33 protein-coding genes are annotated in these 23,651 nt (G+C 51.4%); 6 read left to right on the forward strand and 27 right to left on the reverse strand.

Annotated features, from left to right (window positions below; all coding sequences use genetic code 11):
* From OGV69_RS14995 to OGV69_RS15065, 16 genes are all read right to left on the reverse strand, one after another.
* A partial coding sequence (locus OGV69_RS14995; RefSeq protein ID WP_286469377.1) for a phage tail protein occupies window positions 1-855 on the reverse strand: 855 nt, incomplete at its 3' end.
* Window positions 845-1,459, reverse strand: a complete 615-nt coding sequence (locus tag OGV69_RS15000; protein ID WP_286469378.1) for a phage tail protein I — start codon at window positions 1,457-1,459, stop codon at window positions 845-847. The genes OGV69_RS15000 and OGV69_RS14995, both read right to left, overlap by 11 nt.
* Window positions 1,452-2,345 (reverse strand): baseplate assembly protein, encoded by an 894-nt coding sequence (locus OGV69_RS15005; protein WP_032174443.1) that lies wholly within the window; start codon window positions 2,343-2,345, stop codon window positions 1,452-1,454. Before OGV69_RS15005 ends, OGV69_RS15000 begins: the two co-directional genes overlap by 8 nt.
* Window positions 2,332-2,700, reverse strand: a complete 369-nt coding sequence (locus OGV69_RS15010) for a GPW/gp25 family protein (protein ID WP_032174442.1) — start codon at window positions 2,698-2,700, stop codon at window positions 2,332-2,334. The genes OGV69_RS15005 and OGV69_RS15010 overlap by 14 nt, the downstream gene beginning before the upstream one ends.
* Complete coding sequence (locus tag OGV69_RS15015; RefSeq protein ID WP_032174440.1) at window positions 2,697-3,278, reverse strand: phage baseplate assembly protein V; 582 nt, start codon at window positions 3,276-3,278, stop codon at window positions 2,697-2,699. Before OGV69_RS15015 ends, OGV69_RS15010 begins: the two co-directional genes overlap by 4 nt.
* On the reverse strand, window positions 3,275-3,913 hold the full coding sequence (locus OGV69_RS15020) for a phage virion morphogenesis protein (protein WP_032174439.1): 639 nt from the start codon (window positions 3,911-3,913) through the stop codon (window positions 3,275-3,277). The genes OGV69_RS15015 and OGV69_RS15020 overlap by 4 nt, the downstream gene beginning before the upstream one ends.
* Window positions 3,910-4,365 carry a phage tail protein gene (locus tag OGV69_RS15025; protein WP_032174438.1) on the reverse strand — a complete coding sequence of 152 codons (456 nt, stop codon included), beginning with the start codon at window positions 4,363-4,365 and terminating at the stop codon, window positions 3,910-3,912. The genes OGV69_RS15020 and OGV69_RS15025 overlap by 4 nt, the downstream gene beginning before the upstream one ends.
* Window positions 4,352-4,639 carry an Rz1-like lysis system protein LysC gene (gene lysC, locus OGV69_RS25355; protein WP_422615054.1) on the reverse strand — a complete coding sequence of 96 codons (288 nt, stop codon included), beginning with the start codon at window positions 4,637-4,639 and terminating at the stop codon, window positions 4,352-4,354. The genes OGV69_RS15025 and lysC overlap by 14 nt, the downstream gene beginning before the upstream one ends.
* Complete coding sequence (locus OGV69_RS15030; RefSeq protein WP_050487750.1) at window positions 4,524-4,898, reverse strand: DUF2570 domain-containing protein; 375 nt, start codon at window positions 4,896-4,898, stop codon at window positions 4,524-4,526. Before OGV69_RS15030 ends, lysC begins: the two co-directional genes overlap by 116 nt.
* Window positions 4,895-5,437 carry a lysozyme gene (locus OGV69_RS15035; RefSeq protein ID WP_032174437.1) on the reverse strand — a complete coding sequence of 181 codons (543 nt, stop codon included), beginning with the start codon at window positions 5,435-5,437 and terminating at the stop codon, window positions 4,895-4,897. The genes OGV69_RS15030 and OGV69_RS15035 overlap by 4 nt, the downstream gene beginning before the upstream one ends.
* Complete coding sequence (locus OGV69_RS15040; RefSeq protein ID WP_032174436.1) at window positions 5,421-5,717, reverse strand: hypothetical protein; 297 nt, start codon at window positions 5,715-5,717, stop codon at window positions 5,421-5,423. Before OGV69_RS15040 ends, OGV69_RS15035 begins: the two co-directional genes overlap by 17 nt.
* Complete coding sequence (locus tag OGV69_RS15045) at window positions 5,708-5,908, reverse strand: tail protein X (RefSeq protein ID WP_032174435.1); 201 nt, start codon at window positions 5,906-5,908, stop codon at window positions 5,708-5,710. Before OGV69_RS15045 ends, OGV69_RS15040 begins: the two co-directional genes overlap by 10 nt.
* The gene (locus tag OGV69_RS15050; RefSeq protein WP_286469379.1) at window positions 5,908-6,405 is read right to left on the reverse strand and encodes a head completion/stabilization protein; all 498 of its coding nucleotides are present in this window, start codon (window positions 6,403-6,405) and stop codon (window positions 5,908-5,910) included. The genes OGV69_RS15045 and OGV69_RS15050 overlap by 1 nt, the downstream gene beginning before the upstream one ends.
* Before the next feature lie 97 nt (window positions 6,406-6,502).
* On the reverse strand, window positions 6,503-7,324 hold the full coding sequence (gene gpM, locus OGV69_RS15055) for a phage terminase small subunit (protein ID WP_191226566.1): 822 nt from the start codon (window positions 7,322-7,324) through the stop codon (window positions 6,503-6,505).
* A 43-nt stretch (window positions 7,325-7,367) separates the two neighbouring features.
* Window positions 7,368-8,453: a phage major capsid protein, P2 family gene (locus OGV69_RS15060; RefSeq protein ID WP_032174431.1), complete on the reverse strand. Its 1,086-nt coding sequence runs from the start codon at window positions 8,451-8,453 to the stop codon at window positions 7,368-7,370.
* 23 nt (window positions 8,454-8,476) lie between these two features.
* Window positions 8,477-9,316, reverse strand: coding sequence for a GPO family capsid scaffolding protein (locus OGV69_RS15065; RefSeq protein ID WP_286469380.1), 840 nt, complete (start codon window positions 9,314-9,316; stop codon window positions 8,477-8,479).
* A gap of 156 nt (window positions 9,317-9,472) precedes the next feature.
* Between OGV69_RS15065 and OGV69_RS15070 the strand changes: the two genes are divergently transcribed.
* Together OGV69_RS15070 and OGV69_RS15075 are read left to right on the forward strand one after the other, a co-directional pair.
* On the forward strand, window positions 9,473-11,197 hold the full coding sequence (locus tag OGV69_RS15070) for a terminase large subunit domain-containing protein (protein ID WP_032174429.1): 1,725 nt from the start codon (window positions 9,473-9,475) through the stop codon (window positions 11,195-11,197).
* Window positions 11,197-12,258, forward strand: coding sequence for a phage portal protein (locus OGV69_RS15075; protein ID WP_050487884.1), 1,062 nt, complete (start codon window positions 11,197-11,199; stop codon window positions 12,256-12,258). The genes OGV69_RS15070 and OGV69_RS15075 overlap by 1 nt, the downstream gene beginning before the upstream one ends.
* Window positions 12,259-12,588: 330 nt before the next feature.
* Here OGV69_RS15075 and OGV69_RS15080 read toward each other — a convergent pair whose 3' ends face one another.
* From OGV69_RS15080 to OGV69_RS15125, 10 genes are all read right to left on the reverse strand, one after another.
* Window positions 12,589-13,059, reverse strand: coding sequence for a hypothetical protein (locus tag OGV69_RS15080; protein ID WP_286469381.1), 471 nt, complete (start codon window positions 13,057-13,059; stop codon window positions 12,589-12,591).
* A 3-nt stretch (window positions 13,060-13,062) separates the two neighbouring features.
* Entirely contained in the window at window positions 13,063-13,971 is a 909-nt protein-coding gene (locus tag OGV69_RS15085; RefSeq protein ID WP_286469382.1) for an endonuclease/exonuclease/phosphatase family protein, read from the reverse strand.
* Window positions 13,972-14,121: 150 nt separating this feature from the next.
* Complete coding sequence (locus tag OGV69_RS15090; RefSeq protein ID WP_286469384.1) at window positions 14,122-14,415, reverse strand: hypothetical protein; 294 nt, start codon at window positions 14,413-14,415, stop codon at window positions 14,122-14,124.
* Window positions 14,399-16,978: a replication endonuclease gene (locus tag OGV69_RS15095; protein ID WP_286469385.1), complete on the reverse strand. Its 2,580-nt coding sequence runs from the start codon at window positions 16,976-16,978 to the stop codon at window positions 14,399-14,401. The genes OGV69_RS15090 and OGV69_RS15095 overlap by 17 nt, the downstream gene beginning before the upstream one ends.
* A gap of 9 nt (window positions 16,979-16,987) precedes the next feature.
* Window positions 16,988-17,161 carry a hypothetical protein gene (locus tag OGV69_RS15100; protein WP_239043253.1) on the reverse strand — a complete coding sequence of 58 codons (174 nt, stop codon included), beginning with the start codon at window positions 17,159-17,161 and terminating at the stop codon, window positions 16,988-16,990.
* Window positions 17,161-18,144, reverse strand: a complete 984-nt coding sequence (locus OGV69_RS15105; RefSeq protein ID WP_239043252.1) for a DNA adenine methylase — start codon at window positions 18,142-18,144, stop codon at window positions 17,161-17,163. The genes OGV69_RS15100 and OGV69_RS15105 overlap by 1 nt, the downstream gene beginning before the upstream one ends.
* Window positions 18,137-18,304, reverse strand: a complete 168-nt coding sequence (locus OGV69_RS15110) for a hypothetical protein (protein ID WP_286469388.1) — start codon at window positions 18,302-18,304, stop codon at window positions 18,137-18,139. Before OGV69_RS15110 ends, OGV69_RS15105 begins: the two co-directional genes overlap by 8 nt.
* 80 nt (window positions 18,305-18,384) lie before the next feature.
* Window positions 18,385-18,666 carry a hypothetical protein gene (locus tag OGV69_RS15115; protein ID WP_239043250.1) on the reverse strand — a complete coding sequence of 94 codons (282 nt, stop codon included), beginning with the start codon at window positions 18,664-18,666 and terminating at the stop codon, window positions 18,385-18,387.
* Window positions 18,666-18,851, reverse strand: coding sequence for a DUF4761 domain-containing protein (locus tag OGV69_RS15120; RefSeq protein WP_233471372.1), 186 nt, complete (start codon window positions 18,849-18,851; stop codon window positions 18,666-18,668). Before OGV69_RS15120 ends, OGV69_RS15115 begins: the two co-directional genes overlap by 1 nt.
* A 20-nt stretch (window positions 18,852-18,871) precedes the next feature.
* Complete coding sequence (locus OGV69_RS15125; RefSeq protein ID WP_181540194.1) at window positions 18,872-19,144, reverse strand: Cox family DNA-binding protein; 273 nt, start codon at window positions 19,142-19,144, stop codon at window positions 18,872-18,874.
* Between the two features lie 161 nt (window positions 19,145-19,305).
* Between OGV69_RS15125 and OGV69_RS15130 the strand changes: the two genes are divergently transcribed.
* Entirely contained in the window at window positions 19,306-19,599 is a 294-nt protein-coding gene (locus tag OGV69_RS15130; RefSeq protein ID WP_239043249.1) for a helix-turn-helix domain-containing protein, read from the forward strand.
* 142 nt (window positions 19,600-19,741) lie between these two features.
* A complete protein-coding gene (locus tag OGV69_RS15135; RefSeq protein WP_286469392.1) occupies window positions 19,742-20,722 on the forward strand; it encodes a phage integrase in 981 nt (326 codons plus the stop codon).
* Window positions 20,723-20,910: 188 nt separating this feature from the next.
* On the opposite strand, the gene cpxP is transcribed toward OGV69_RS15135, so the two are convergent.
* The gene (cpxP, locus tag OGV69_RS15140) at window positions 20,911-21,411 is read right to left on the reverse strand and encodes a cell-envelope stress modulator CpxP (protein ID WP_069324867.1); all 501 of its coding nucleotides are present in this window, start codon (window positions 21,409-21,411) and stop codon (window positions 20,911-20,913) included.
* Window positions 21,412-21,561: 150 nt separating this feature from the next.
* Here cpxP and cpxR point away from each other — a divergent pair, with 150 nt between their 5' ends.
* Both cpxR and cpxA read left to right on the forward strand, forming a co-directional pair.
* On the forward strand, window positions 21,562-22,260 hold the full coding sequence (gene cpxR / locus OGV69_RS15145) for an envelope stress response regulator transcription factor CpxR (protein ID WP_038635960.1): 699 nt from the start codon (window positions 21,562-21,564) through the stop codon (window positions 22,258-22,260).
* Entirely contained in the window at window positions 22,257-23,630 is a 1,374-nt protein-coding gene (cpxA, locus tag OGV69_RS15150) for an envelope stress sensor histidine kinase CpxA (protein WP_038635957.1), read from the forward strand. The genes cpxR and cpxA overlap by 4 nt, the downstream gene beginning before the upstream one ends.
* The last annotated feature ends 21 nt before the right edge of the window (window positions 23,631-23,651 follow it).

Raw genomic sequence — 23,651 nt, forward strand, 5'->3', positions numbered from 1 at the left:
AAGGTTTTGGAGAAACTTCGCCACGTCTGGAATATCCGCACCGTTTTGGCTTTTCTGCATCGATCCGGTGATACGTGCATCATCACCCGCTGCAACAGTATTGGCAGTTGTACCGGTGTTTTTCGTCGAGCTATCACCTAATTGCATATTCTGGCGCGCCAGTGCCGGGTTAGGTAAATCGGCGAGATTGCGATCTTTAGCCAACCGCGCATTCGCGTTATCCATCGCAATTTTTACGGCTTTCGGGGTTGCCGATTGTGTATCGCGGTCATCCGTCACACTGCTGTTAAGCTGCGTAAAACCTTTAGCCGTAGTGGTTGCATCAGGATGGTTGCGCGACTGTTCGTGGCTGCGCATGAGTCCATCAGCGTAGTTCTTCACTTCAATGACAGCGTTATCAACATACTGGCGGGTTGCCAGCACAATTGAAGGATCAACTTTAAGGGTAACGGCGTCTGTACTCGATACCGTCAGCATCATTCTGATAACCTGTGTACGCCCCGACCCTTCCTCTGTTGTCGCTTTATAGGTTTCCGGGCAGTTGGCTACAGCAATCAAGATGCCATCAGCGTCAAAGAGTCCGATCTCCCGAATCCACCACCCGCCAACGGATTCAGGAATAATCTGTTCAGCAATAATCTGACTATCGTTTTTTTCGTCCACTGACAGTGAGTTAATCTGGGCACGGCGTACCTCATTAACCAGCCTTGTCTGTGCCTGATTTGGTGTTGGTGATGTACCGCCGCCATCACCAACTGCGAGCGAGGTGATTTCTAACTTCTCACCCAATGCAGCCATATTTGATAATTTTGCCGCCCCCTGATTAGTCAGCAGGGCAAAGAATTTAGCCGCCATTTGTTACCTCTAACGTATCAATAATGTGAATTGCGCCACCTGAAAAATACCCGCCACTGACTTCTACGGCTTCAGGCATATAGGGAAAAATTGTCATCACGTCGCCGCTATAACATCCGGCATGCGCATATGCTGCCCCCTTAGTCTGCAGACTGATAGCAAGGCCGGTCAGGTGCCGTGAGCATGGTTTTGCATCAGCGATCAGACGCTCAAGCTCGAGATAGGTTTCTTCTGTAATCCCTGAATCAGAAACACCAATTTCAAGTTGAAATGTTCCCCGCTCGCCTCCGTTCTGCCACCATTCAACGACCTTTATCAGGAAGCCGAACGGCTCAACGACACGGCGCAGCGCCGCGATAGTTCCCTTTTGCCTGTGTACCAGCCAGGCGGATTTAATCACCTGTCGCTTTGTCTGTTCTGACCAGCCTTTATCCCAGCGATCAACCGATAACGCCCAAGCCAGATAAGGCAGTAAAGCAACCGGGCATTCATCAGGGTTCCACAACGTTTTCAGGCCTACGGGTAAATCACTCACGCGCCATGTTGCGGCCTCTGCACCGCGCATAAAATCACTGGCTGAAGGTGGCAACAGACTGTTATTCATCGGTTCCACCTCTCGTGATGGTGACCGAAGCACACCGCGCCGCCTGTGTATCGCTGATAATCAGCCGTTCAGGTAGATCCAGTTCCACTCGCTGCACACCCTGCACGTGTAACGCCGCCATAATTGCAGACCTGGCAACATCAAGCCCGATTCGCCACTGGCTTTTGAGCCACTTCTGCAATGACGCCTCAGCAGCGTTCACAATGGGTTCTGACTCTGGGCCTGGGTAGAGATACAGCGTTACATTGATGTCATAACTGATAATCTCAGCGCTCTGGACTGTCAGCCGGTCACCAACGGGGCGGACACTCTCGTCTGATAGCTTTGCGTTGACCGTTGCGATCAGCTCGTCTGAAGCCGTTCCGTCACCCTCAGCAGAGAGCACCGAAACGACAACTTCAGCCGGTGCCGGACTTGATGCCTTAACATCAGCAACCTTTCCCGACGCGCTTTTTGCGAAGTACTCGTAAGCACCGGTTGGCCCGGCAACGCTTAACCCTTCAAATGCGGATTGCGCACGCATACGTAGCGCGGCATCACTTTCCATTACCGCATCCGTTGTATCTGTTTCTTCAATAACGGTCAGGCGCTCTGTGTCGTTATTTGCCGCCAGGTTATCCAGATCGTTGCCTGTGGCATGGCTTAACATGCAAGCCGCAGCGCCATCATTAATGACCTGTCGCAACATCAATTCACGATACGCAATCACCTGAGCGATCACATTCAGGGGTTCTGACTCCAGCGCCATTGCCGCTGCTATTGCCGGTTGCATGTCTTCCGGGTACGCAGCAATGATCACCACTTTCACTTCACTCAGAATGGTTTCATAATCCAGCGTCGCGATAATCTCCGGTGGTGGGAGTTCTGATAAATCAACGGTCGCCATTGCCTGACTCCTTCACTTTTACCGCGCCTCTTACCGGCTGCATCGTTGAAGTAACCAATCCACTTAACTCAACCGTCACTGCCCCGGCGTCTGAATACGTAATATCGACCTGGTTAAGTGCTATCCGTGGTTCCCATTGCGTCAGCGCAATCACCGTGGCGCTCATTAGCTGAAGGCGCGTTGTTTCGTTTTTCGGGGCGTCCAGCAAGTCAGGTAACAGGCTGCCATACGTACGGCGCATCACGCGCGACCCCAGCGGCGTCAGTAAGATATCTTTCATGGATTGCCACAGGTGATCGCTATCCGAAACCGTCCCTGTACCGCCCTGGTTCATTCCCGTATATTTCGCCGTCATGCCGTCCCCTTAGTCCTGCTATTACCACTCTGAACACCACCATGATCATGGTCGTCAGCCTGGACGCCGTTTGACGTAAGTGCACCGCCGCTGTGAGTTACATTGCCGGTCAGCGCGCCGCCCTCAGAGAAATCAAAGGTTTTCGCCTTCAGATGGTTGGTGCATTCCACCTCTGGCGTATCCAGTGTGATTTTTGTCTTTGCCTGAATAGTGGCTGTTTTCATGCCGCCAGCACTCAGCGCGCCCGCCTTTGCGTCATAGCTAAATTCAGCCCCATCAGGTGCGGTGATCATCATCTGCATCAGACTACTGGCGGGGGCGTCGTTTTCGCTGCTGTAGAGGCTGCCCAGCAAAACGGCTGTTTCAGGATTGCCGCCGATACATCCCAACAAAACTTGTTCGCCCAGCGATGGCGGGCACCAGAATTTAAAAGCACCGGCGCGCGTCGTCGTCCAGCGAAGCCAGGTTGTCTGCAAATCATCGCTCTGCACCCGTACACTCTTACCGTCTTCCGATATGGCAAAAACCACGCCCACACGGAGCATGTTAGACAGGAGGCGCAACAATTCGGCACTCATGCCCCAGCACTCCCCAAGCTGTTAATCACCGCACTACGGATCAGCGCTTCATCGGCCTTAGAAATACCCAGCAGGACACGCGGCGCATACTTCGCAAACGCCCCCGGCCCGACCTGTTCACGCAACCCGTACTGATGAATGCGCGCAATACGGGCTGCCATGCCGCTGTAACCCACCTCGGCCCCCTCACTGGATGCCTTAACTTTCATAAATCGGGCGGTTCTCAGCTTCACGAACATCGGAGCCTTGACCATTTTTGAACGCTGGCCCGCGCGGGTATTGATTTCCGTATAACGCTCAATATCGGCGCGGTAGAACGTGCGGATCTCGTTTCGGTCTTCATCAAATCCGGTAATGGTTCGCCCGTATTTGCCGCGCCCGCTGTGCCAGTTCTTCAGCCGCCTTAACTGCCCTTCCCAGATAAAAGCGATCCCTTGCTGGGTACGCAGCGTTTTACGGCGACGCGACGGGTACTGGCTTCCATCCGGATTGCGCTGTGCGCGTATACGCTGCTGTTGGCTGATACGCAGCATCTTCCCAACTTCGCGCGCCGTCCTGGCTCGCCCGGCAGGTGATACCCCCGTCAGGATGTCAGAGAAATACTGATCCAGTACGTGAATATCTTCGGTACTCATAGGGACGCACTCCAGGTAACGTCCTCAATAATTCCACTCCATTCCGGCGGTATACGTGGGCGAGGCTCTGGCTTGTGATTTGCCTTTAACGTGCCATCGTCATTGCGCATTACGATCACACGCTCGCTGATGGGCAGTTCAAAAAACAAATCGGCGGTGTCGTCGTTATTGATTGCGGTTGTAAACTTAATTTCTTTGTTCTTATCCGGGTTCAATAACAGTTGTGGCTGTTCCTGCCACAACCAGGCCATCAGCGGTAACGTGAAATCATCCAGATCACCGGCAAAATTCATCACAAAGAGACACAGCGTATAGGCGTAAACAAAATCAGCCGTTTCGCCGGTCGTCTCAACATGCCCTGATTCAATAAAAACGCTGAAGGCTTCAGGGTTTGCACGACACCACTGATTAGAGTCAGTGAGCGCTTTACGTAACGAGTTAATTTTCAGCATGTGGTTTCACTCCTTTCTGGCGCGCCAGGCGCAAAAGATTTAACGCCCGGATATCACTTTTATCCGCATTGCAGGTATCAAGGGCGTCATGTAACTGATCGGCCCAAATTGCAATACCCCCCCACGTCACCGGCGTTTTCAGTGCTGGCGTGGGCGTTTCATTTGTGAGGCTTTCCGGTATCGGCTCGTGAATCAGCCGCGTTTGCACTCTGACTTTTTCGGAGCAGCCCATCAGTGACAGCAGCAGGAGCAAGAGCACCGGCACACGAATCATCACGCATCCCCTCTGTTATCTTTTCGCGGCGTTGTTCGCCTTCAGTATTGCGGGCCTGTTCGGTCTTCCTGGCCTCAGCCAGCACCGCGCGCGCGTCAGCAGACAGATCGCGCATTTCACCTATCACGGCTTCGCTTTCATCAAACATGCGCTGTAACTTTTGTTCGTTGTCATCCGCTACACCGCTCTTATATCCCTGGTAATACCCTGATACGTGAGCCACTACAGCCAGCACCAAGCCCCATAAAATTGATTTCATTGCGCCCCCGCATCCATCCTGCACCATGCCTGAAAGTCAGTGCGCCGATTGACCAGCCCTTGTGAGCGTTTACCGGCACTGTTCACAAAGTCAGTTAAGCGATCACAGACGCCGTGCCAGTCATGCGCCTGGGCGTTTTTCCAGATGGTTGTTCGCTGTTTGTGGCCCCGCTTATCGGTAAACCACATCAGGCCCGTACAACCCACATTCAGCCCACCATCAACCATGCTTTCGAATACCTTTTGCGGCATCGCTTCGCCGTTGAAGTTCTGATTTACGCAGCGTTCAGCATGCTGCATATCACTAACCCACCGGCGCGCTACTTCAGCGTTGCTGTACTCGCGTTTTTCCACATTGCCGGTGGAACCGATCCCCACGGTCAACACTCCGGCGGTGCAGTAATAAGGCGTGTTACGGCAGTCTTCCCAGGAGGCTATTTTTTGCTGTGCTTCCGGCGACGTTCTCAGCGCATCGGGCGACATTGATAAGCCCAGGGCAACAATCACGGCGATAGAGCAACGCTTAATAACCGTCTTCATCGTCACCCGCCTGGAATTGCGCCAGCTTCACCCGCTCAAAATCGGTAAGCCCCCGGCGCTCGGCCTGATCAAGAATTTGCTCAATCAGTGAGTTTCGGCGGGCCTGTGCCTTCTCCACCCGCGCACGATGCACCCAGGCGCGCCAGCCAGACAGGACACCCAAAACCAGACCGGCAACCCCCAGCTTTTCATTCCACGTCATCACACCAACACCAACGCTGATGGATGAAGAAACCCAGGTAACCCAGTCCCATAGCCGGTGAAACGAATTCAACTCCATAACTGCACCATTTCCTGTGCGGGCTGGGTATCAATGTCCGGCATTTCAACCATCTGCCCTGCGTTTAAAAAAACTTGCCCACTCAGCCCCGGATTGGCGGTCAACACTTCTTCAGTAACGCCTTTGGTTTTTCCGTAGTACCGGTGGCATAGCTGATCCAGCGTATCGCCCTGTAACGCCGTGACCTTCATCAGCACAACTCCGCATAAACGCGCGGCTTGCGCTGGATGTCTGCAATACCCCAGCGAGCATCACGCCAGAGATCTTCACTCTGCAAATCCAGCGCGGCGGCGTCTTTGTCGCCTTTTGGCGTGGTATCAACGTCCCGGTAACCTTCAATCACCAGGGCGCGGGCAATGGAATAAACCGCACGACGGTAGCGATACACCTTCACGCTCTCGCCGTTTATCTCCACGGCGGGCACGTTCTTCAGCGCCTCATAGCCCAGCCCCTGCTGATTGATCTGCCACTCTTCAAGCTGTTCGATGACGTGTCCCACAGCCTCGGTAGTGACGTGCATCAGTCGCGAAGTAGTGACGCCGCCGGTAATACGCGCGGCAAGGCGTAAATCCTTCAGGTTAATGACAGGCCAGAAACTTCCCGCCGTTACCGTGGAATCTCCGTCATCAACATCAGTTACGTCACTGCCAGCCGGAAACGGCGTTTTTGTCGCTATCAGGCTACTCATGAGCGCTCCTTAAAAAGTCAGGAGGTGGACACGCGGTGAAAAGACCAGTTACGGGCAGATCTCCGCGCGTGCCTCCTGTCGGTCGGGGCCGAAGTCGTTAAGATTCTTTTTTAACTTTCGCCGTTTTACGTGGTGCGCGGGCTTTTGCTGCCGGTTTCGCAGCTTTAGCCTCGCGCGGCTTACGTACGGTTTTCTTCTCTACGACAACCGGCACAGGCTCCGGTTGTGCTGTCGCTTCCGGTTGCGCCGCCAGCTTCTTCAGTTCGCGTGAAATAGACTGCATTTCACGTTTCACACCCGCTGCGGGGTTCAGTTCCGTCGCACGTCGAAACAGTTTTAGCGCTTCGCCTTTTGTCTCATTGTCAGCCGTTCCACGGCGTGAGAAAGCGCGGGCCTTGCAAAGCTTGGATTGCACTTCGTCCGGCATATCAGCCCCGGCGACAATCTCCGCCAGGTCATCGAGCACGGTGACATAAGCCGACATATCCGCCTCAGCGTCAGTCGTCGCGACGTTCAGCGCCTGGTTGCTGATTTCTTCAGCCAGCATCACCGGCGCGGTACGCTTGAAATCGTCACGCATAGACAGGTCATGCTTCACCACATAGCGCCCAATCTTCAGCGCTTGCGGGTAGTCCTGGCAGTCGATCGCCCACAGCATCATCGTGGTAATCACTTCGTCCTGCCGCCCGCTGTCGCCCTCCAGAGTTCCATCAATCCAGCCCTGGTAATTCGGCAACATGTCACGCTTCATCACAGCTTTTGTTTCAGTAGATTGCACCGCCTTAAGAGATGCCTGATCGAGGCGTAGACGATGCAAAATTTGCTCATGCGCGGTGCGAACAACGCCATGCTGTGCGGCGCTGTCTCCGCGTCGATCAGCCATCACTTTCTGAAAGTGTTTTTGCGCTGGGGTTAACATTTGAGTCTCCTGGTGGCGGGCGCATATACGCCCGCAATTTCAGTTACGCGCCCGCGTTCTCTTCAGGTTCTGCGGACTGCGTTTCCGGGGCGGCCTCCGCGAAGGTGATCCCGTCAATGAATGCGCATTTGCCGTAGTCTTCTACAACGAAGTCATCGTTTGAGGACTGGTAGTTAGCCACGCGGTCATATTCCGGTTCTTCTTTGATGGTTCGGCGAAGCGCACCCAACTGGTAATACACAGACAGGTTTTTCAGTGACGTGATCAGCACGCAGTCATCAGGCATATACGGCGCGAAGACCACCGGCAGACCGCCAACTTTTTCACTGGACACAATCAACTGTGCCGCGATCAGTTCGCTGTTCGGATTGGTCTGGCTCAGCGCGTTCAGTTTCGGGAAATAGCTACTGGTAAGCAGGTCAGCCGACAGAATCACGACCAGATCCGGCGCTTTACGTTGCCATTTATCCATCAACGTGTTTTTGGCGTCGAACACAGCCGCGTCGAGGTTGCCATAGGTGCCTTTGGCGACAATTTTGTTATCTTCATCACGCGCAGTCAGAGTGACCTTACTGATAATGCGGTGCGGGGCATCGTTGCGGATTTTCTGAAGCCAGCCAACGCCACAATCCTGTAACATCGGGTTGGCGGCACGATCAGATTTTTCAGCGTATGACGTACCGTTGAAACCGATCATGATACGGTCGAGCGCAACCTGTCGGGCGTTTGCCTCGCTGATCAGTGACTGAAAATTAGGCTGCATAGACCAGGCGTCTAACTGCGAATAGCTTACGGCTGAGTCGTAGTTGGTCTTACGGCAGCGGTAGGTGCTCGGCTCTTTAGAGTGATTGTCTACCGGATTGCGGCGGGAGTTGCCGTCGCTGCTGTTACTGGTGCTCGCAATCGGGCCTTTGCTACCGATCTGGATTTTCTGACCTTCCTGGGCTTTTACCGGAAAGACGTTAATTTTCTTCAGAAAATCATCACTTTCCATTGATGCCTTTTCCATGCGCTGTTGCACAGACGGCTCAACGCTGAAGGACTTGGCGACATCATCTGAACGAACGCCACTTAAATTGGCCTGGCGATCGATATAGCCGTTAAAAAGTACGCGGGTACTGTTTTCCATGTGTTTTGTTCTCGCTTGCGTGGTTAGTAATCGGCCTGTTCAACGCCGGTGTTACCGCCCTGTGCGGGCTGGCGGCTGAAGGTGTTGGCGTCCTGCTTTGCCAGCGTGGTTTTCAGGTCGGTCAGCTCACTGTTCAGCTTCTGGATTTCCTTAGCGTCGTCAGCGCGCTGGCTTGTCAGTTCCGCAACTTGATCGATAAGGCCCGCCTGAGACGTGGCAACACCTTCAACCACTTCGCGCACCTGGCTGAATTGCTCGCCATCTGTTTTATGGTTTTTGGTCAGAAGTTCCTTCATGCGGCTAAACCACTTGCTACCTTCATCGCTTCGCTGCCCTGCCAGTTCGATCGTTTCAGCTTCAATGGCATCAGAGAACATCGCGCTTTCGCCCTGCTGCTGATTGAACGCCTGTACCTGCTGACGCTGCTGGGCCGCAAACTTCAGACGCTCAGTGCCCAAGCTTGCCGGGGTATCAGTCATCGCCAAGCCGACAATGTAGGCCTTACCGTTTAGTGCAAATTGCGGGTGCAATTCGATACTGGAATAGACTTTCTTACCGGCATCTGTCAGCGCCTTCATTTGCGCTGAAGGTTCAATTTCCGCATATAACGCAGTGCGCCCCGCTAGCGGGCCTTCGGTAATGTCCTCAGCGCTAAGCGCCGTAACATCCCCCATCGCGCCAAAATCACTGCCTGGATAAGGCGAGAGATAATGCTCAACATTCACGCGAGCGCCGTAAACGTCCTGGCTATAGCTCGCGGCAGCATCACGGAGGTGATCTGGTCGAATTTCGCGCCCGTCAACGGTGGCACCGGAGACGGCAACGCGGAATTTCTTCCGGGTAGGTTTGCTGGTTTCACTCATGTTCTTTCCTGCCGGTTGGTTTCTGTTTTTCCATGATGTCAGTTGGTAAGTCATTGTCTCAACGCGTTTTAGTTGTCAGAGAAAGCCCACAACCCAAACAGCGGGAACGGCCCACGCGCGCGGGTTAATCTCTCCATCGAAACGAGAGGACACCGCATGATCCAGGACGCATTTGTAAGACAGAGAGCAAAGCAGCTTTACTGGCAGGGCTACCCGCCAGCAGAGATTTCACGCCTGATGGGTATCAGTTCAAACACGGTTTATTCGTGGAAGAAACGCGACGAATGGGACGAAACGCCCGCAATTCAGCGCGTCACGCAATCTATTGATGCCCGGTTATGCCAAATCGCGATGAAACCAACGAAGACCGGCAGCGATCTGAAAGAAATCGACGCGCTCACGCGCCAGGTGAAGAAACTGGCAGAAGGGCAACCGGCGCAACCCTTCAAGAAGGCGCGCGCGAGCAAGAAGAAAAACCACTTCACCGAAGCGCAGATCGCCGCGCTACGGGAAAAGATTCAGGACTCTCTGGCCTGGCATCAGCAGGGATGGTTTGAACAGCGCCAGCAACGAAACCGCATGATCCTGAAAAGCCGCCAGATTGGCGCAACCTGGTACTTTGCCCGCGAGGCACTATTACAGGCGCTGCGAGATGACATTAAGCACGGATATCAGCGCAACCAGATTTTTCTATCAGCGTCGCGTCGCCAGGCGCACCAGTTCCGTGGCTTCATCCAGAAGATTGCCGAAGAGGTAGACGTAGAACTAAAAGGCGGTGACAAAATTCTATTGTCGAACGGCGCTGAATTGCATTTTCTCGGCACGTCTGCCGCTACCGCGCAGAGCTACACCGGCAACCTGTTTTTTGATGAGTTTTTCTGGGTAGGTAACTTTGCAAACCTTCGCAAAGTAGCTGGAGCTATGGCAACCCTGAAAGGGCTTACGCGCACTTACTTTTCAACGCCATCGAGCGAAAACCATGAAGCCTACCCGTTCTGGACGGGCAAGCGCTGGAATGAGAAGCGGGCCAAATCCAGCCGGGTAGACTTCGACACAAGCTGGAAGACACTCAACAGCGGCCTGTTGTGCCCGGACAAAACCTGGCGGCAGATTGTCACCCTGAAGGACGTGATCGACCACGGCTGGGAGTTCACCGATCTGGAAGAAATTCAGGACGAAAATACCCCGGATGAATACACCAACCTGTACATGTGTGAGTTCGTCAAAGAAGGCGAATCCGTTTTCTCACTTAATCAGCTACTGACGTGCGGCGCGGACGGCTACGACGACTGGCAGGACTGGAAACCCTACGCCCCCCGCCCGCTTGGCGATCGTGAAGTCTGGATAGGCTACGACGCCAACGGCGGCAGTGGCAACGGTGACAGCGGCGCTGTTTCCGTGGTTACCCCTCCCCTGGTCAGTGGCGGCAAGTTCCGCACGATAGAGACGCGCCAGCTACGCGGGATGGAGTTTGAAGAACAGGCCAAAGTGATCGAAGACCTGACCATTAAATACAACGTCCGGCACATCGCAATTGACGGTACCGGCATTGGTGAAGCGGTCTGGCAACTGGTCAAGAAATTCTTCCCGGCGGCGGTCTGTTTCATCATGTCGCTGTCATCAAAGCGCACTCTGGTACTCAAAATGCAGCAGGTGATCCGCGCGGGCCGCTGGGAGTATGACCGTAGTGAACAGGCGTTAGTGTCAGCATTCAACGCCGTCAGGAAAATCACCACCGCCGGTGGACAAATTACCTATGACACCGATCGCGCGCGCGGCGTCAGTCATGGCGACTTAGCTTGGGCAAATATGCTGGCAATCATCAACGAGCCACTTGGACGCGAGAACGGCAGCGGCGGCGGTTCCGTAAGAGAGTTTTAATGAACACAACAACACACGAAAGCGGCCTGACTATGCTTACTGACGGTACACAGCAACATGATATTGGTGAAGCACTGAAGCGCGATCCAGCCCTTAGCGCTTTCACCTTTGATGGGCCATACCAGGTCGCTGACGCTTACGACCTGCTCGACAATATGTATTGCGCCGATAACGGCAGATATTACGAAACACCGGTGGACTGGTACGGGCTTGCGCGCTCATTCGGCAAGGCGTCCTGGCACCAGTCAGCGCTGTACTTCAAGCGCAACGCGCTGGCGGGTTGCTTCATCCCACACCCGCTACTGTCTCGCCAGACGTTCTCCGCCCTGGCGCTTGACTGGTTTGTGTTTGGCAACTTCTACCTGGAAGAACGAAATAACCGACTAGGCGGGCTGCTACCGCTCCGCCATTCCCCGGCGAAATACACCCGGCGTGGCATTGACCTGGATACATACTGGTTTATCAGGCAGTGGAAAGACGAATCAGCTTTTAAAACCGGCTCTGTCTGCCATGTGTTGAACCCTGACATTCATCAGGAGATCTACGGGATGCCGGAGTACATGGGCGCGCTATTGTCAGCCAGCCTGTCACACTCGGCGGACATGTTCCGCAAGATGTATTACGAAAACGGATCTCATGCCGGATGCATTCTGTATATCGGCACATCACAGGTGGACGACGCTGGCGTAAAAGTCATACAGCAAACACTGGCGGGAGCCAGAAACAAAGGGGCATTTAAGAACGTAGTGATCCACGCGCCAGGCGGCGGTAAAGACGGGGTACAACTGATGCCCTTCAGCCAGATATCAGCAAAGGATGAGTTTTTAAATATTAAATCAGCGACACGCGATGACATTCTGGCGGCTCACCGCGTACCACCGCAACTGATGGGGGCCATGCCGGACGGCAACGGCTCATTCGGTGATGTGGAGAAGGCCGCGCGCGTGTTTGCCATCAACGAACTAATGCCAGCAATGGAAGCGCTGAAGCACGTCAACGACTGGCTGGGGGAAGAAGTGATCCGCTTTAAACCTTACGCCCTGCTGGAAACCATGAAATAACCAACCCGCCGCCATCCCGGCGGCGCTCTCCGCATCACATCAATACACGGCACGCCAGCGCCATTCTAAGCGCCCCATAATCTAAACACGCCATTACCCGCACACAACACACAGAACGCAGCAGCGCGCCAGAATTGCGCCAATTTCCCTATATTTGAGGTATACCCCTTCCCACCCCGCCGCGCGGGCTTTCCCCCCGTCACCTGCGCGCGACAAACACGCGTGTTTTTGTGCACTTGCAGATCCTCCGCCAACCACCGCAGATCCTGCCGTTGTCGTCTAAAAAAATGCCAGATTTAATTGTGCATTTTCGCGCAGGGTTGTGCAAAGCTACTCTTTACTCCCTTCAGCTATGAGTTGAAGTAACCGCTCACCTGTAGAGGCATTCGAAATAAGCCCCCCCAATGCTTTTTCAAGCATTTCTTTAGACCCGCAATTAATGTCCCTTCCGTTATAAGAAATAACGCAAGGATATCCATCACTTTCATTCATTCGCCACTCGGCAATTTGTTCCCTTTTAATCACCTTATCTTTTGTTAGTACTAAAGATAGTGCTTTATAATCAATGTATGGACTTAAACCTAAACCAGCAGCAGCAGCAGCCGCAGCCGCACCGATACCAAAACTGTTAACATTTTTAGACATCCGTTGCTCATTAGAGATAATTAAAGTAACTAGACCACCACTATGCTCTTTAATTACATCGCTTAAATCACTAATAACACCTTGAATTTCATTTTTGTTTTTCCTTGCAACTTTAGCTGCTTCAAGGCCGCTACTCAGATATTTTTTAAAATCCATCTCTTATCCCCTCTTAATCGATGCCACAACAGGCAGGTGATCAAATTTGGTTTCATTACTCAATATTAAATTACGCAAATCATCACTATTAACTATATTCACTTTATCTTCTATCAATGTCCAATCTCCCCCCTTCAGGAATGAAGATGAGAACATAATCTGATCAAAAGTATGCCATTTCGTGATTTTCCCGGTCTTATAGTAGTAAGTCCCATATGTACATCTATCATCCGCTTCATCGTCAGATTCTAACTTTGCGCCAAAACCAAGATAACGCCAGAAAGGATTATAGAAAAAACCGTTATTTTTCAGAACAACATTTCTATCTCGCGTTGCGTAAAGAGCATGAGTAAGAGATGTATCAAATGGCTCATCGTTATAATCACCAACCAATATGAAATATCTACCTTGTTTTTCCTCTTTACAACGTTCTATTGCTTGCTTAAGAGTTCGACCTAGCTGATCTCTTTGCGGCATGCCCTCACCGTGATCATAATTTCTGCTCGGCCAGTGAGATATATATAGAAAAAACACATCGCCACTATTCACATGAATTAGCTCTAGTTCCTGCCCAGCTCTAACTTGACCAATTGGCGTTTGCTCTATTACGCTCCTGTTTGAAATCATAACGAATTGACTAAGTCTGATGATTGCACATAAATCGTGTTTTATTCTTCCCTCGGTATAAGTCCCGTCATAAACAAAAAAACCAAAGAGGCTGACGATAGGCTGTATTTTTTGTATTTCCTGTGGTGATATTTCCCCAAGACATAGTATATCAACGTTATATTCAGAAATAATTTTAAGTATCACAGATACAGCTAGTTGATAATCACTATCAGACGCCCTGCCTCTAGCAGCTGCAGGTGATAACCCGGTATTCCACCAAGCAATGGAAACTGAATTACTCATCGATACCTCTGAACAAAATACCAATTCTGGTGCTGTAATGACACACGGATTTTTCCATATCCTGTCTCGCAAAGTACCTATGTAATCAATTGATAGCGATAATAGAATGAACCTCCATAAATTGCTACAGAAGGGCGCAATCTCTCAACGCTAGTCACAATTAATACTTTCATCATCTTCTGAAGGGCAAGATTTCATCTTATCCTTAAAAAATTTTTTTTCCGCCGCAGCGATCCTAGCTCTGTGTTCAGGGTAATCACGAAACACGTCTACTACTGCCCATTCAGCTTGTTGGACCACTGGTTTAGTCACATTCTCTTTTGTCCCCTCTTGGGAGCGGACATACTGGTTTTTCGACTCACGTTCCTCATGAGAAGACTCACGATAATAGAGCCAGTTTTGATAGTCAGCTTCCCGTTCATCGTCATCAAAGTACTTGCCCACGCGAACCTCCTTTAATTAGTGCAACCCTAAGCCTTTCCAGAAGTGCATCATTTTCCTGTTTTATTTCAGTTTTTCGCTTTTGCTCGGCATCATTGCGGCGTTGTTCAATGACTTCTGCACCGCTAACCTTCGATGTACATACCAAGCATAACCCTTCGTCACCATAGGCCTTATCATCCTGAGTTAACTCCGCATTACAAGCCTTCGCCCTACAATAAAACGGTTTAGTTTTTTCTTTCAAATAACCATCATCGAGGTAAACCAGTCGATCACCAAAAGAAATTTTTGCACCACTACACAAAGCATGAATATCAGGCTTAGAAGTTATACCCCTGACGGAAAGCTGGTAGCGAAGGTGATCCGTCACAGGTACTGCCTTAACAACACTAAGGCACCTGATTGCCGCTTCATCACGGATTGCCGCCGCCACTTTCATGTAATTTTCAGCGCGCACCAGATCTACCTTATCGCAATCTGAAGCGGTAATAGCATTTGCAAGCGACTCAAATACATCAGCAGGTGATTTCTGCCGTTCTGGTTTGTAGTTTCTGATGCTCTCATTAAGTCGCTTTTTCTGTTCACGGCTCATTTGACCAATTTCATACTGCTCCGGATCTTCAGGTGGTATATTTCTCGTCTCTCGATTTGTATGTTTTTTGTACTTAGTACAGTTATTGACACGAGTCCAAGAGGGCGCAGGCGCGCCCTTAAGGTCAAAACCTCGACCGGCGTCGTTGTCAGCTTTTGGCTTCATTTTGACAATACGATAAGAATGGAGACGAGTTTCAACCGGAGGAATAGTCGATGCTGGCATGACTACGCCTTTAATGACTCTCTGAAACTCACCGTAGCTGCTTGGCTCATCCCGGTATTGATACCAGGCGCGCAACACAAGCCTATTTCGTGTCACGAACGGGCCACCCTGCAAAGTTATGTAGTCCTGCCAGTTCCCCGCATGGGCGGCGCGGTGTAACTCACCGAAAACCGGACTGATACGATCTGCCATTTCCTGATTCTTCAGGCGGCGCAACTCGCGCCAGACAGACACCGGCGCACCACCCAAAAACTGAAACTGACGAATGCCCCAGCATGAAGCCCAGGCGGTAGCGTGTTTTGCTGTTTCCTTCAGTGGGCGCCCGCTTTCATCGTCGCTTTCATTATCCAGCGCATAGCCATCAATATTTTTAGATATGTACTTAACGACATAACCAGTCGCACTCCCCAAAGCCGGATCTATAGGCTTAAGCTCAAAGCGGGGTTGCTTGCCAGTCTTGCCGGTTAGCTCGTCTGCATCTTCACGCGTGGCGTAGTCTTCCATCACTTCCAGCAACTCGCCGGTATGTTCCGGGGCAGTGAACAGAAGGCCATGCCAATGCGGGGTAGCATCATGGTGAGACTCCGCAACGCGAAGGCCAAAAACTGGAATCTCACGGCGCGCAAGCTCCGCGCGGATCAGCTGCCAGACGTGATTAAGGTAGTTTTGCGTCTTGCGCGGGCTTGCTCCGTTCCATTTATGGTTACGATGCCCGAATGCTGTAAACGCATGATATTTAGACGGCGCAGTCAGTGTGAAAAAGCTACCAGCAAAGCCGCTTTCTGTTGCCACCTTCTCAAAGCCACCAATACGCGTCATCAACTCAACGCGGCGCTTTTCAGGGTTAGAAATGCTTTTATCAATCTGCTCAATCAGCGAAATACGCTCACCAGTTACCTGATCTTCAAGTTCAAGGCGGCTCATGATTGCGCGGCTACGCTTACGGCGGGAATCCCACTGTGTGACGTGGTGTTTGCTGCAATACGGTGAAACATCGCGGCGCACATCACCATAAGCAATATGCAAATGTTCACGCCAGCGGCGCGCGTATTTGCGCAGAAGGCGTGACCAAAAGCGATCATGCGTGGTTTTTTGTATTGCCGCCGCAGCTTCGTCAAGCGCCATCTGGCGCTTCTTCGCCCAGGGCGGCACCAACCTGAAATACGCAATCAGCCTAGAGCCTTCACGCACCATACGTTTGCCGTACTCAGCATCACTAAACACTCTCGCGCCTTCACTTACTTCAGCCAAAACGGTATTGGCATAAATGGCGATGTCCTGTGCCAACAAATCAATGTCTTCGTCGGTGCTATCAGCCAGATGATTGAAGCGGCGCGCCAGATCACGCAGATTTTCAAACGTGTGAAATAGTGGGTTTAGTTCAGAGAAAATGATCCAATCATTGTCTGTCGGCACCGCATATTGCTTCGTGACGTTTCGGACGTGCGGAAGCTCACGCTTCACGATATCGCGCAGCTTTAGTTTTGCGATATGACGGCCCTTGTCCTCGTGAACGGTATTTATGTAAGAGGCAATGCGGCGGCGAATGAAAGTAGGTAACGGCTTGAGGGTATCTTCTACCCACGCCAAAAACTCCTGCTCTTGACCCAATTCAAATAGATCAACAGCAGGAGCCTTATCAACGAAAATAGCCTGTTTAGGCTCATTCCAGGCGTAAGCATACCGGGCTGGCTCAACCGAGCCTCCCGGCATGGCGTTCATGCTATGGGCGCGGCGAACTGAAGTCATCAATCCGCCTTAGATGGAAATCGTGTCGCCTGGCTGTATTGCTCTGGCGTCACGTTCTGAATAGGTGATCAAATCTGTATTGCTGTAACCCCCTTCGCCCAGAACCTCAACACGAGTTATCCAGTAATTACGGCGCGGAAGCACATCCAGCACCTTTGTCACAACGACCTCAACGGGATTCATCAGAACACCTCCCGATCATCAAAAGCACCAGAGGCAACCATTTCTGAATAGGTCGCATCACCCATCGCAGCACCGCAATCAGGACAACCGCCGCCAGTACGCCCACAACAATCACAGACGCGTAGAGAGCCGATCACCTCGCCAGCCAAGTTGCGAGATTTGGCCCCTACAGATCGACGGATTTCGAATGGTTTAAGGGTGAACGGGTAGTAAATTTTGCGGGTTTCCGGGGTATCGCTACCGGAAAAAACAGACTGGCATCCTTCGTTGTTATGAGCGGTAATCAACGACTCAACCAGGTCACGGTGATCATCGACAGTGAAGGGTTTACCGTACGCGGTAAAATCAGCCGTTTTACTCGCTGGCAGGTAAGGCGGATCACAATAAATTACTGTGTGCTCAAATATGCGGCTAGCAACAGGGATGGTGTAACGGAAATCAGCGCAAAGAAACTGAGCACCTTTTTCATATGCTCGTTTTGCAAAGTGCTGGATCTCTGCAACAGGGAAAATTGGCTTGCGGCGACGACCAAATGGAACGTTAAATTCATTCTTCCCATTCACTCGGTATAAACCGTTATAGCAATGACGGTTTAGATAAAGGAATAATGCTGCAAACTTTACAAGCTCACTCTGATAATAAACCTTTCCATCAGAATTTTTTTTATTATGCTGGGGAAAATCACGATTAAAATCATTAAATTCACTGCGGTATTTATAATATACCTCTTCATTATTACCGCCATCAAATAGACTAGCAGCGACATCTAAAAATGATTCAGTATTGCTCTTCAATATTGAATAGAAGTTCATAAGCGCTGCGTTGCTATCACACAGAATATAGGTTTTATAGTCAGTGTTCAGAAAGACGCTACCACTACCTACAAAAGGCTCAACGAGACATTCACCCTTTGGCAAAGCCTCCAGTACATGAGGCATCGCGCGAGACTTGCCGCCCGCCCAGATCAGAGGGGAGTTAACCATTTTTTTTCTCCTTGATTTCTGCGACCTGTTCTCTGTTGTAGATCCAGTCTTCCAGGCTGCGATAAATTTCATTGGTGGACAGCTTTTCTTTTTTCAGCAAGGTTAATTTGATACGTAACAACCCAAGCAGGTGCGCGCGTTCATTTGTTTGAATTGTCATAATCAACCCCCTGAAAAAAGATAAAGCGAAGCCCCGGCAGAAATGCCGTAAATAAACAGATTCAGATTGCAGTTATTTAATTAGCGAGCGCCGCTATTCCAGTATTTTTCTAATTCAACACTGAAGGCATCACAAATAGAGCCGCCCGGAAGAATAGAAAATTGAATGCCCGTCTCTTTACATCGCACCTCAAAACCATTTCTCGCTATATCAGACAGTGCCATTCCCTGAACAACATTACGCGACTTGCTGTGTTGGTGATTTGGACCATAACCACTACGGGACGGCGTTCTAGTTCCATCCTGTCGGGAAGCGTTGACGCTCTGGCGAGCGTTCAGAATTGCTGCGGTTGAAGTAGTCATTATTTCCCCCGATGAAGCTGATCAATCGTCTGGCGGGCCTGAGACAGACCGAAGTCCAGCCCCAGATAATTCCCGCCTTTGGTGATTTGGTAGCGCTGGCGCGAATATGGTTTTTTACGCGGTAGCTTCACGATGGTGAAGCCGCGATAGATTGCTGTCTTGCTATTGATTTGGATAAGCATCATCAATCCCTTCGCTTGAGCTATTAGAGGCCCATCCAGAGCAACCAGGCATCGCGCTGTTCTACAGGGCGGTTATAAAACGCCTCACGTACCCCGCGATTGAACTCAGGAACAAAGACCAGCTTTTCTCCCGCGCGCGCTTTTGGCTTCGACGGATCACGAAACTCAATAACCGGCAGCTTATTTTTTTCAATCATGGTTTGTACGGCTGTGCGTGGTTTACCTAACAATTCCGCGAACTTATCAGGATGTACCGCATCAAGCGGGTACTGAATAACGTAATCAGCAGCTTCCATAAACTATCTCCATTCTCATTTGGTTACATGCTAACCTTGTAAGATCCAGCGGCTTTAAAACGGCTCAGGAGGGTTCCTGAGCGGCTGGACTCACGCCCAAAAAGGTTCTGAGTCAATGACCTTTTCGGGTGAGTATAGTCATTAAGTCAGGACCAAATCAAATGAATCTTGCTCAAAAATTACGAGCGATCAGGAAGGCAGAAGGGCTAACACAGTCTAAATTCTGTGAAATCAGCGGGATAGCGTTAGGAACGCTGAAGAATTACGAAGGAGGGCATCAAGAGCCAGGCATACAAGTGATCATGCAGGTAACTAACACGGCGCATTTTGAAAAATACACCCTGTGGTTAATGACCGATAAGACAGCACCAGAAGCCGGGCAGATTTCCCCGGCCGTCGCACACTCTGGGCAAGACGAAACAACCTCGTCACCATCAGGCCGCAAAACTGGCTAACGATTAACCGGGACTATATTTATTACATAAGTTGTTTACTTGTAAGGAAATATAATTTCAGGCGTTACAAAGAAGTAAGTAAGAAACCTCGGACTGTTACTACTAATCCGGGCAAATTTGAAAGCTCTATTCGGAGGGTCTTATGACTATCAAAAGACTCGATGATGGGCGTTATGAAGTGGATATCAGACCGCGCGGGCGTGAAGGACGTCGCATCCGCCGGAAATTTGAGAGAAAGGCTGAAGCTGTTGCCTTTGAGCGCTACACATTAGCGAACGCTAACCAGAAGGAATGGGCGGGCCAGAGAACAGATCGCAGATCTCTATCTGAATTACTGGATGCCTGGTGGAAGTATCACGGTCAAAACCATGAACACGGTGAGAAGGAATTTAACCACCTCACGAAGACGATCGGCGGCATCGGTGACATACCCGTTAGCCGCGTGAGCAAACGGCTACTGATGGACTACCGTTCTGTGCGACTTCGTGACGGTATCAAGGCATCAACAATTAACCGTGATATGTACCGTTTTTCAGGCATGTTCACCAAGTTGATTCAGTTGGAAGAGTTTTCCGGCGCACATCCAGTGCATGGACTCCCACCACTGGCAGAAGAAAACCCAGAAATGACATTTCTGGAAAAGGAAGAGATCAGAAGCTTACTAAATGCCTTAACCGGCGATGCAAGATTGATTGCCCTTCTTGGCGTCAGTACCGGCGCGCGATGGTCTGAGTTGGCAACGTTAAAGCCTTCTCAGATAGTCAATTGCCGCGTGACTTTCCTGAAGACCAAAAACGGGAAAAAGCGCACAGTTCCAATTTCTGCGGAACTGGAAAAGCTGATCAAAAAGGAGGCAAGTGCGAAACTGTTTAAAGTGGACTATGAAAAATTTTGTCTGACGCTTAAGGCGGTAAAAGCTGACATTCCGCCGAACCAGGCAACACATATTCTGCGTCATACCTTCGCAAGTCATTTCATGATGAACGGAGGAAACATTATCGCGTTACAGCAGATTTTAGGACATGCCAGCATTCAGCAAACGATGGTTTATGCGCATCTTTCGCCAGACTATCTGCAAAATGCTGTCTCACTAAATCCGCTTGCAGGTGGCGTATCGCTTTGAGATAAGAGTGACCCAGAGTGTCCACATTCCGTCCACACTCTGGGAAATTCAAAACGGCCCAGGCTGGCTCCAGCCTTTTATAAGTGGCTGTTTTTACTTGTGGTTATACGTAAGTTATTGATAAAAAAAACCCCCACATCATGTGGGGGAAGACAGGGATGGTGTCTATGGCAAGGAAAACAGGGTTACTACTGGGAACGTGAGTTGCTACTACTCAATAAATTCAACGATGAGCTTTTTTGCCAGTGCGCGACGTCGCGCAGTTGCTCCATTCGTTGTTCATGTTTCTCATTTAAAACCGCTTGCTGCTCGGGCGTTAACAGGCGATACATCTGGTTGCGAATCCTGGCTATTTCAACCTGGCGGGCAACCTGTTCTTGCGCCATTCTTTCTGCCTGAGCGCGCACAGCGCTTTCATCAAATTTCTCTGCGGTGACAAGGCGATGCATTGTCTCCATTTCGCTAACATTAACAGGAGGCTGTTCGTGTCTTGCCTGCTGCATTAAATCTCGCATCTGTTGACGTTGATGTTCGGTTAAACTGATACCGTCAAACATGTGGCTCTGTACGCTGCGTTGCGCGGAGCCTTCACCCAGGTGCCAGTGATCGCCTGTGACGACTTCAGCTGCATGGCTTAAGGTACTGAATGCCAGCGTTGAGGCCATGACGGCAGCGGTAACTTTGCCCATCACTTGCTCCCAAAATCTTTTCTGTCGCGATTCAACGAGAGACAGTTTACGATTCGGGCTGCAAACATGCGTCAGGGGGTGTAAAACAACGTAAAGTCATAGATTAGCGACGCCTGATGACGTAATTTCTGCCTCGGAGGTACGTAAACAATGAATAAAATCCTGTTAGTTGATGATGACCGAGAGCTGACTTCCCTGTTAAAGGAGTTGCTCGAAATGGAAGGTTTCGATGTGCTGGTTGCCCATGATGGGGAACAGGCGCTCGAGCTTCTGGATGACAGCATCGATTTACTTTTGCTCGACGTCATGATGCCGAAGAAAAACGGCATCGATACACTGAAAGCGCTTCGCCAGACACACCAGACCCCCGTAATCATGCTGACCGCTCGCGGCAGCGAATTGGATCGCGTTCTCGGCCTTGAACTGGGCGCGGACGACTATTTACCGAAACCGTTTAACGACCGCGAACTGGTCGCGCGCATCCGCGCTATTCTGCGTCGCTCGCACTGGAGCGAACAGCAGCAGAGCAGCGACAACGGTTCGCCGACTCTGGAAGTGGATGCGTTAAGCCTCAACCCTGGTCGCCAGGAAGCCAGCTTCGACGGGCAAACTCTGGAGCTAACCGGCACCGAATTCACCCTGCTCTATTTGCTGGCGCAGCATCTCGGCCAGGTGGTTTCGCGTGAACATCTGAGCCAGGAAGTGCTGGGCAAACGCCTGACGCCTTTCGATCGCGCGATCGACATGCATATCTCGAACCTGCGTCGTAAGCTGCCAGAGCGTAAAGATGGGCATCCGTGGTTTAAAACGCTGCGTGGTCGCGGCTACCTGATGGTCTCCGCTTCATGATAGGGAGTTTAACCGCACGCATCTTTGCCATCTTCTGGTTGACGCTGGCACTGGTGTTGATGTTGGTACTGATGCTACCCAAGCTCGACTCACGTCAAATGACCGAGCTACTGGACAGCGAGCAGCGCCAGGGGTTGATGATTGAGCAACACGTTGAAGCTGAACTGGCGAACGATCCACCCAACGATTTGATGTGGTGGCGTCGCTTGTTTCGGGCGATAGACAAGTGGGCGCCGCCAGGGCAGCGGTTATTACTTGTTACCACGGAAGGACGCGTGATCGGCGCAGAACGCAACGAAATGCAGATCATTCGTAACTTTATTGGTCAGGCCGATAACGCCGACCATCCGCAAAAGAAAAAATACGGTCGCGTTGAGATGGTCGGGCCTTTTTCCGTCAGAGACGGTGAAGATAACTACCAGTTGTATCTCATTCGACCTGCCAGCAGCTCGCAATCTGACTTTATCAACCTGCTGTTCGACCGACCGCTGTTGTTGCTGATCGTCACCATGTTAGTCAGCTCTCCGTTATTGCTCTGGCTTGCCTGGAGTCTGGCGAAACCGGCGCGTAAGTTGAAAAACGCGGCAGATGAAGTGGCCCAGGGCAACCTGCGCCAGCATCCGGAACTGGAAGCCGGTCCGCAGGAGTTTCTGGCGGCGGGCGCCAGCTTTAACCAAATGGTGACGGCGCTGGAGCGGATGATGACCACGCAGCAACGCCTGCTGTCGGACATCTCTCACGAGTTGAGAACGCCGTTGACGCGTCTGCAACTGGGCACTGCCCTGCTGCGTCGTCGTAATGGCGAGAGCAAGGAGCTGGAGCGCATTGAAACAGAAGCGCACCGGCTGGACAGCATGATCAACGACCTGCTGGTGATGTCACGTAATCAGCAGAAAAACGCGCTGGTCAGTGAAACGGTGAAAGCCAATCAGCTATGGGGCGAAGTGCTGGATAACGCCGCCTTTGAAGCCGAGCAGATGGGTAAATCGCTCACGGTGAATTTCCCGCCAGGTCCGTGGCCGCTGTACGGTAACCCAAATGCGCTGGAAAGCGCACTGGAAAACATTGTGCGCAACGCCCTGCGCTATTCACACACGCAGATTGAAGTGGGCTTCGCGGTGGATAAAGACGGGATCACCATCACCGTGGACGACGATGGCCCGGGCGTTAGCCCTGAAGACCGGGAGCAGATTTTCCGTCCGTTCTATCGTACCGATGAGGCGCGCGATCGCGAGTCTGGCGGAACGGGGCTGGGTCTGGCGATTGTGGAAACCGCGATCCAGCAGCATCGTGGCTGGGTGAAGGCCGAAGACAGCCCGCTGGGTGGTTTACGGCTGGTGATTTGGTTACCGCTGTACAAACGTGCTTAACAGCTATCGGCCTACGTTATG

Source organism: Citrobacter sp. Cc139, from assembly GCF_030334645.1.
Taxonomy (GTDB): domain Bacteria; phylum Pseudomonadota; class Gammaproteobacteria; order Enterobacterales; family Enterobacteriaceae; genus Citrobacter; species Citrobacter werkmanii.

What these genes read in the sequence shown, in the direction of transcription:
- OGV69_RS15000 (WP_286469378.1), bottom strand. Translation starts at nt 1,459, where the DNA reads ATGAATAACAGTCTGTTGCCACCTTCAGCCAGTGATTTTATGCGCGGT.
- OGV69_RS15005 (WP_032174443.1), bottom strand. Translation starts at nt 2,345, where the DNA reads ATGGCGACCGTTGATTTATCAGAACTCCCACCACCGGAGATTATCGCG.
- OGV69_RS15010 (WP_032174442.1), bottom strand. Translation starts at nt 2,700, where the DNA reads ATGACGGCGAAATATACGGGAATGAACCAGGGCGGTACAGGGACGGTT.
- OGV69_RS15015 (WP_032174440.1), bottom strand. Translation starts at nt 3,278, where the DNA reads ATGAGTGCCGAATTGTTGCGCCTCCTGTCTAACATGCTCCGTGTGGGC.
- OGV69_RS15020 (WP_032174439.1), bottom strand. Translation starts at nt 3,913, where the DNA reads ATGAGTACCGAAGATATTCACGTACTGGATCAGTATTTCTCTGACATC.
- OGV69_RS15025 (WP_032174438.1), bottom strand. Translation starts at nt 4,365, where the DNA reads ATGCTGAAAATTAACTCGTTACGTAAAGCGCTCACTGACTCTAATCAG.
- lysC (WP_422615054.1), bottom strand. Translation starts at nt 4,639, where the DNA reads ATGATTCGTGTGCCGGTGCTCTTGCTCCTGCTGCTGTCACTGATGGGC.
- OGV69_RS15030 (WP_050487750.1), bottom strand. Translation starts at nt 4,898, where the DNA reads ATGAAATCAATTTTATGGGGCTTGGTGCTGGCTGTAGTGGCTCACGTA.
- OGV69_RS15035 (WP_032174437.1), bottom strand. Translation starts at nt 5,437, where the DNA reads ATGAAGACGGTTATTAAGCGTTGCTCTATCGCCGTGATTGTTGCCCTG.
- OGV69_RS15040 (WP_032174436.1), bottom strand. Translation starts at nt 5,717, where the DNA reads ATGGAGTTGAATTCGTTTCACCGGCTATGGGACTGGGTTACCTGGGTT.
- OGV69_RS15045 (WP_032174435.1), bottom strand. Translation starts at nt 5,908, where the DNA reads ATGAAGGTCACGGCGTTACAGGGCGATACGCTGGATCAGCTATGCCAC.
- OGV69_RS15050 (WP_286469379.1), bottom strand. Translation starts at nt 6,405, where the DNA reads ATGAGTAGCCTGATAGCGACAAAAACGCCGTTTCCGGCTGGCAGTGAC.
- gpM (WP_191226566.1), bottom strand. Translation starts at nt 7,324, where the DNA reads ATGTTAACCCCAGCGCAAAAACACTTTCAGAAAGTGATGGCTGATCGA.
- OGV69_RS15060 (WP_032174431.1), bottom strand. Translation starts at nt 8,453, where the DNA reads ATGGAAAACAGTACCCGCGTACTTTTTAACGGCTATATCGATCGCCAG.
- OGV69_RS15065 (WP_286469380.1), bottom strand. Translation starts at nt 9,316, where the DNA reads ATGAGTGAAACCAGCAAACCTACCCGGAAGAAATTCCGCGTTGCCGTC.
- OGV69_RS15070 (WP_032174429.1), top strand. Translation starts at nt 9,473, where the DNA reads ATGATCCAGGACGCATTTGTAAGACAGAGAGCAAAGCAGCTTTACTGG.
- OGV69_RS15075 (WP_050487884.1), top strand. Translation starts at nt 11,197, where the DNA reads ATGAACACAACAACACACGAAAGCGGCCTGACTATGCTTACTGACGGT.
- OGV69_RS15080 (WP_286469381.1), bottom strand. Translation starts at nt 13,059, where the DNA reads ATGGATTTTAAAAAATATCTGAGTAGCGGCCTTGAAGCAGCTAAAGTT.
- OGV69_RS15085 (WP_286469382.1), bottom strand. Translation starts at nt 13,971, where the DNA reads ATGAGTAATTCAGTTTCCATTGCTTGGTGGAATACCGGGTTATCACCT.
- OGV69_RS15095 (WP_286469385.1), bottom strand. Translation starts at nt 16,978, where the DNA reads ATGACTTCAGTTCGCCGCGCCCATAGCATGAACGCCATGCCGGGAGGC.
- OGV69_RS15100 (WP_239043253.1), bottom strand. Translation starts at nt 17,161, where the DNA reads ATGAATCCCGTTGAGGTCGTTGTGACAAAGGTGCTGGATGTGCTTCCG.
- OGV69_RS15105 (WP_239043252.1), bottom strand. Translation starts at nt 18,144, where the DNA reads ATGGTTAACTCCCCTCTGATCTGGGCGGGCGGCAAGTCTCGCGCGATG.
- OGV69_RS15110 (WP_286469388.1), bottom strand. Translation starts at nt 18,304, where the DNA reads ATGACAATTCAAACAAATGAACGCGCGCACCTGCTTGGGTTGTTACGT.
- OGV69_RS15115 (WP_239043250.1), bottom strand. Translation starts at nt 18,666, where the DNA reads ATGACTACTTCAACCGCAGCAATTCTGAACGCTCGCCAGAGCGTCAAC.
- OGV69_RS15120 (WP_233471372.1), bottom strand. Translation starts at nt 18,851, where the DNA reads ATGATGCTTATCCAAATCAATAGCAAGACAGCAATCTATCGCGGCTTC.
- OGV69_RS15125 (WP_181540194.1), bottom strand. Translation starts at nt 19,144, where the DNA reads ATGGAAGCTGCTGATTACGTTATTCAGTACCCGCTTGATGCGGTACAT.
- OGV69_RS15130 (WP_239043249.1), top strand. Translation starts at nt 19,306, where the DNA reads ATGAATCTTGCTCAAAAATTACGAGCGATCAGGAAGGCAGAAGGGCTA.
- OGV69_RS15135 (WP_286469392.1), top strand. Translation starts at nt 19,742, where the DNA reads ATGACTATCAAAAGACTCGATGATGGGCGTTATGAAGTGGATATCAGA.
- cpxP (WP_069324867.1), bottom strand. Translation starts at nt 21,411, where the DNA reads ATGGGCAAAGTTACCGCTGCCGTCATGGCCTCAACGCTGGCATTCAGT.
- cpxR (WP_038635960.1), top strand. Translation starts at nt 21,562, where the DNA reads ATGAATAAAATCCTGTTAGTTGATGATGACCGAGAGCTGACTTCCCTG.
- cpxA (WP_038635957.1), top strand. Translation starts at nt 22,257, where the DNA reads ATGATAGGGAGTTTAACCGCACGCATCTTTGCCATCTTCTGGTTGACG.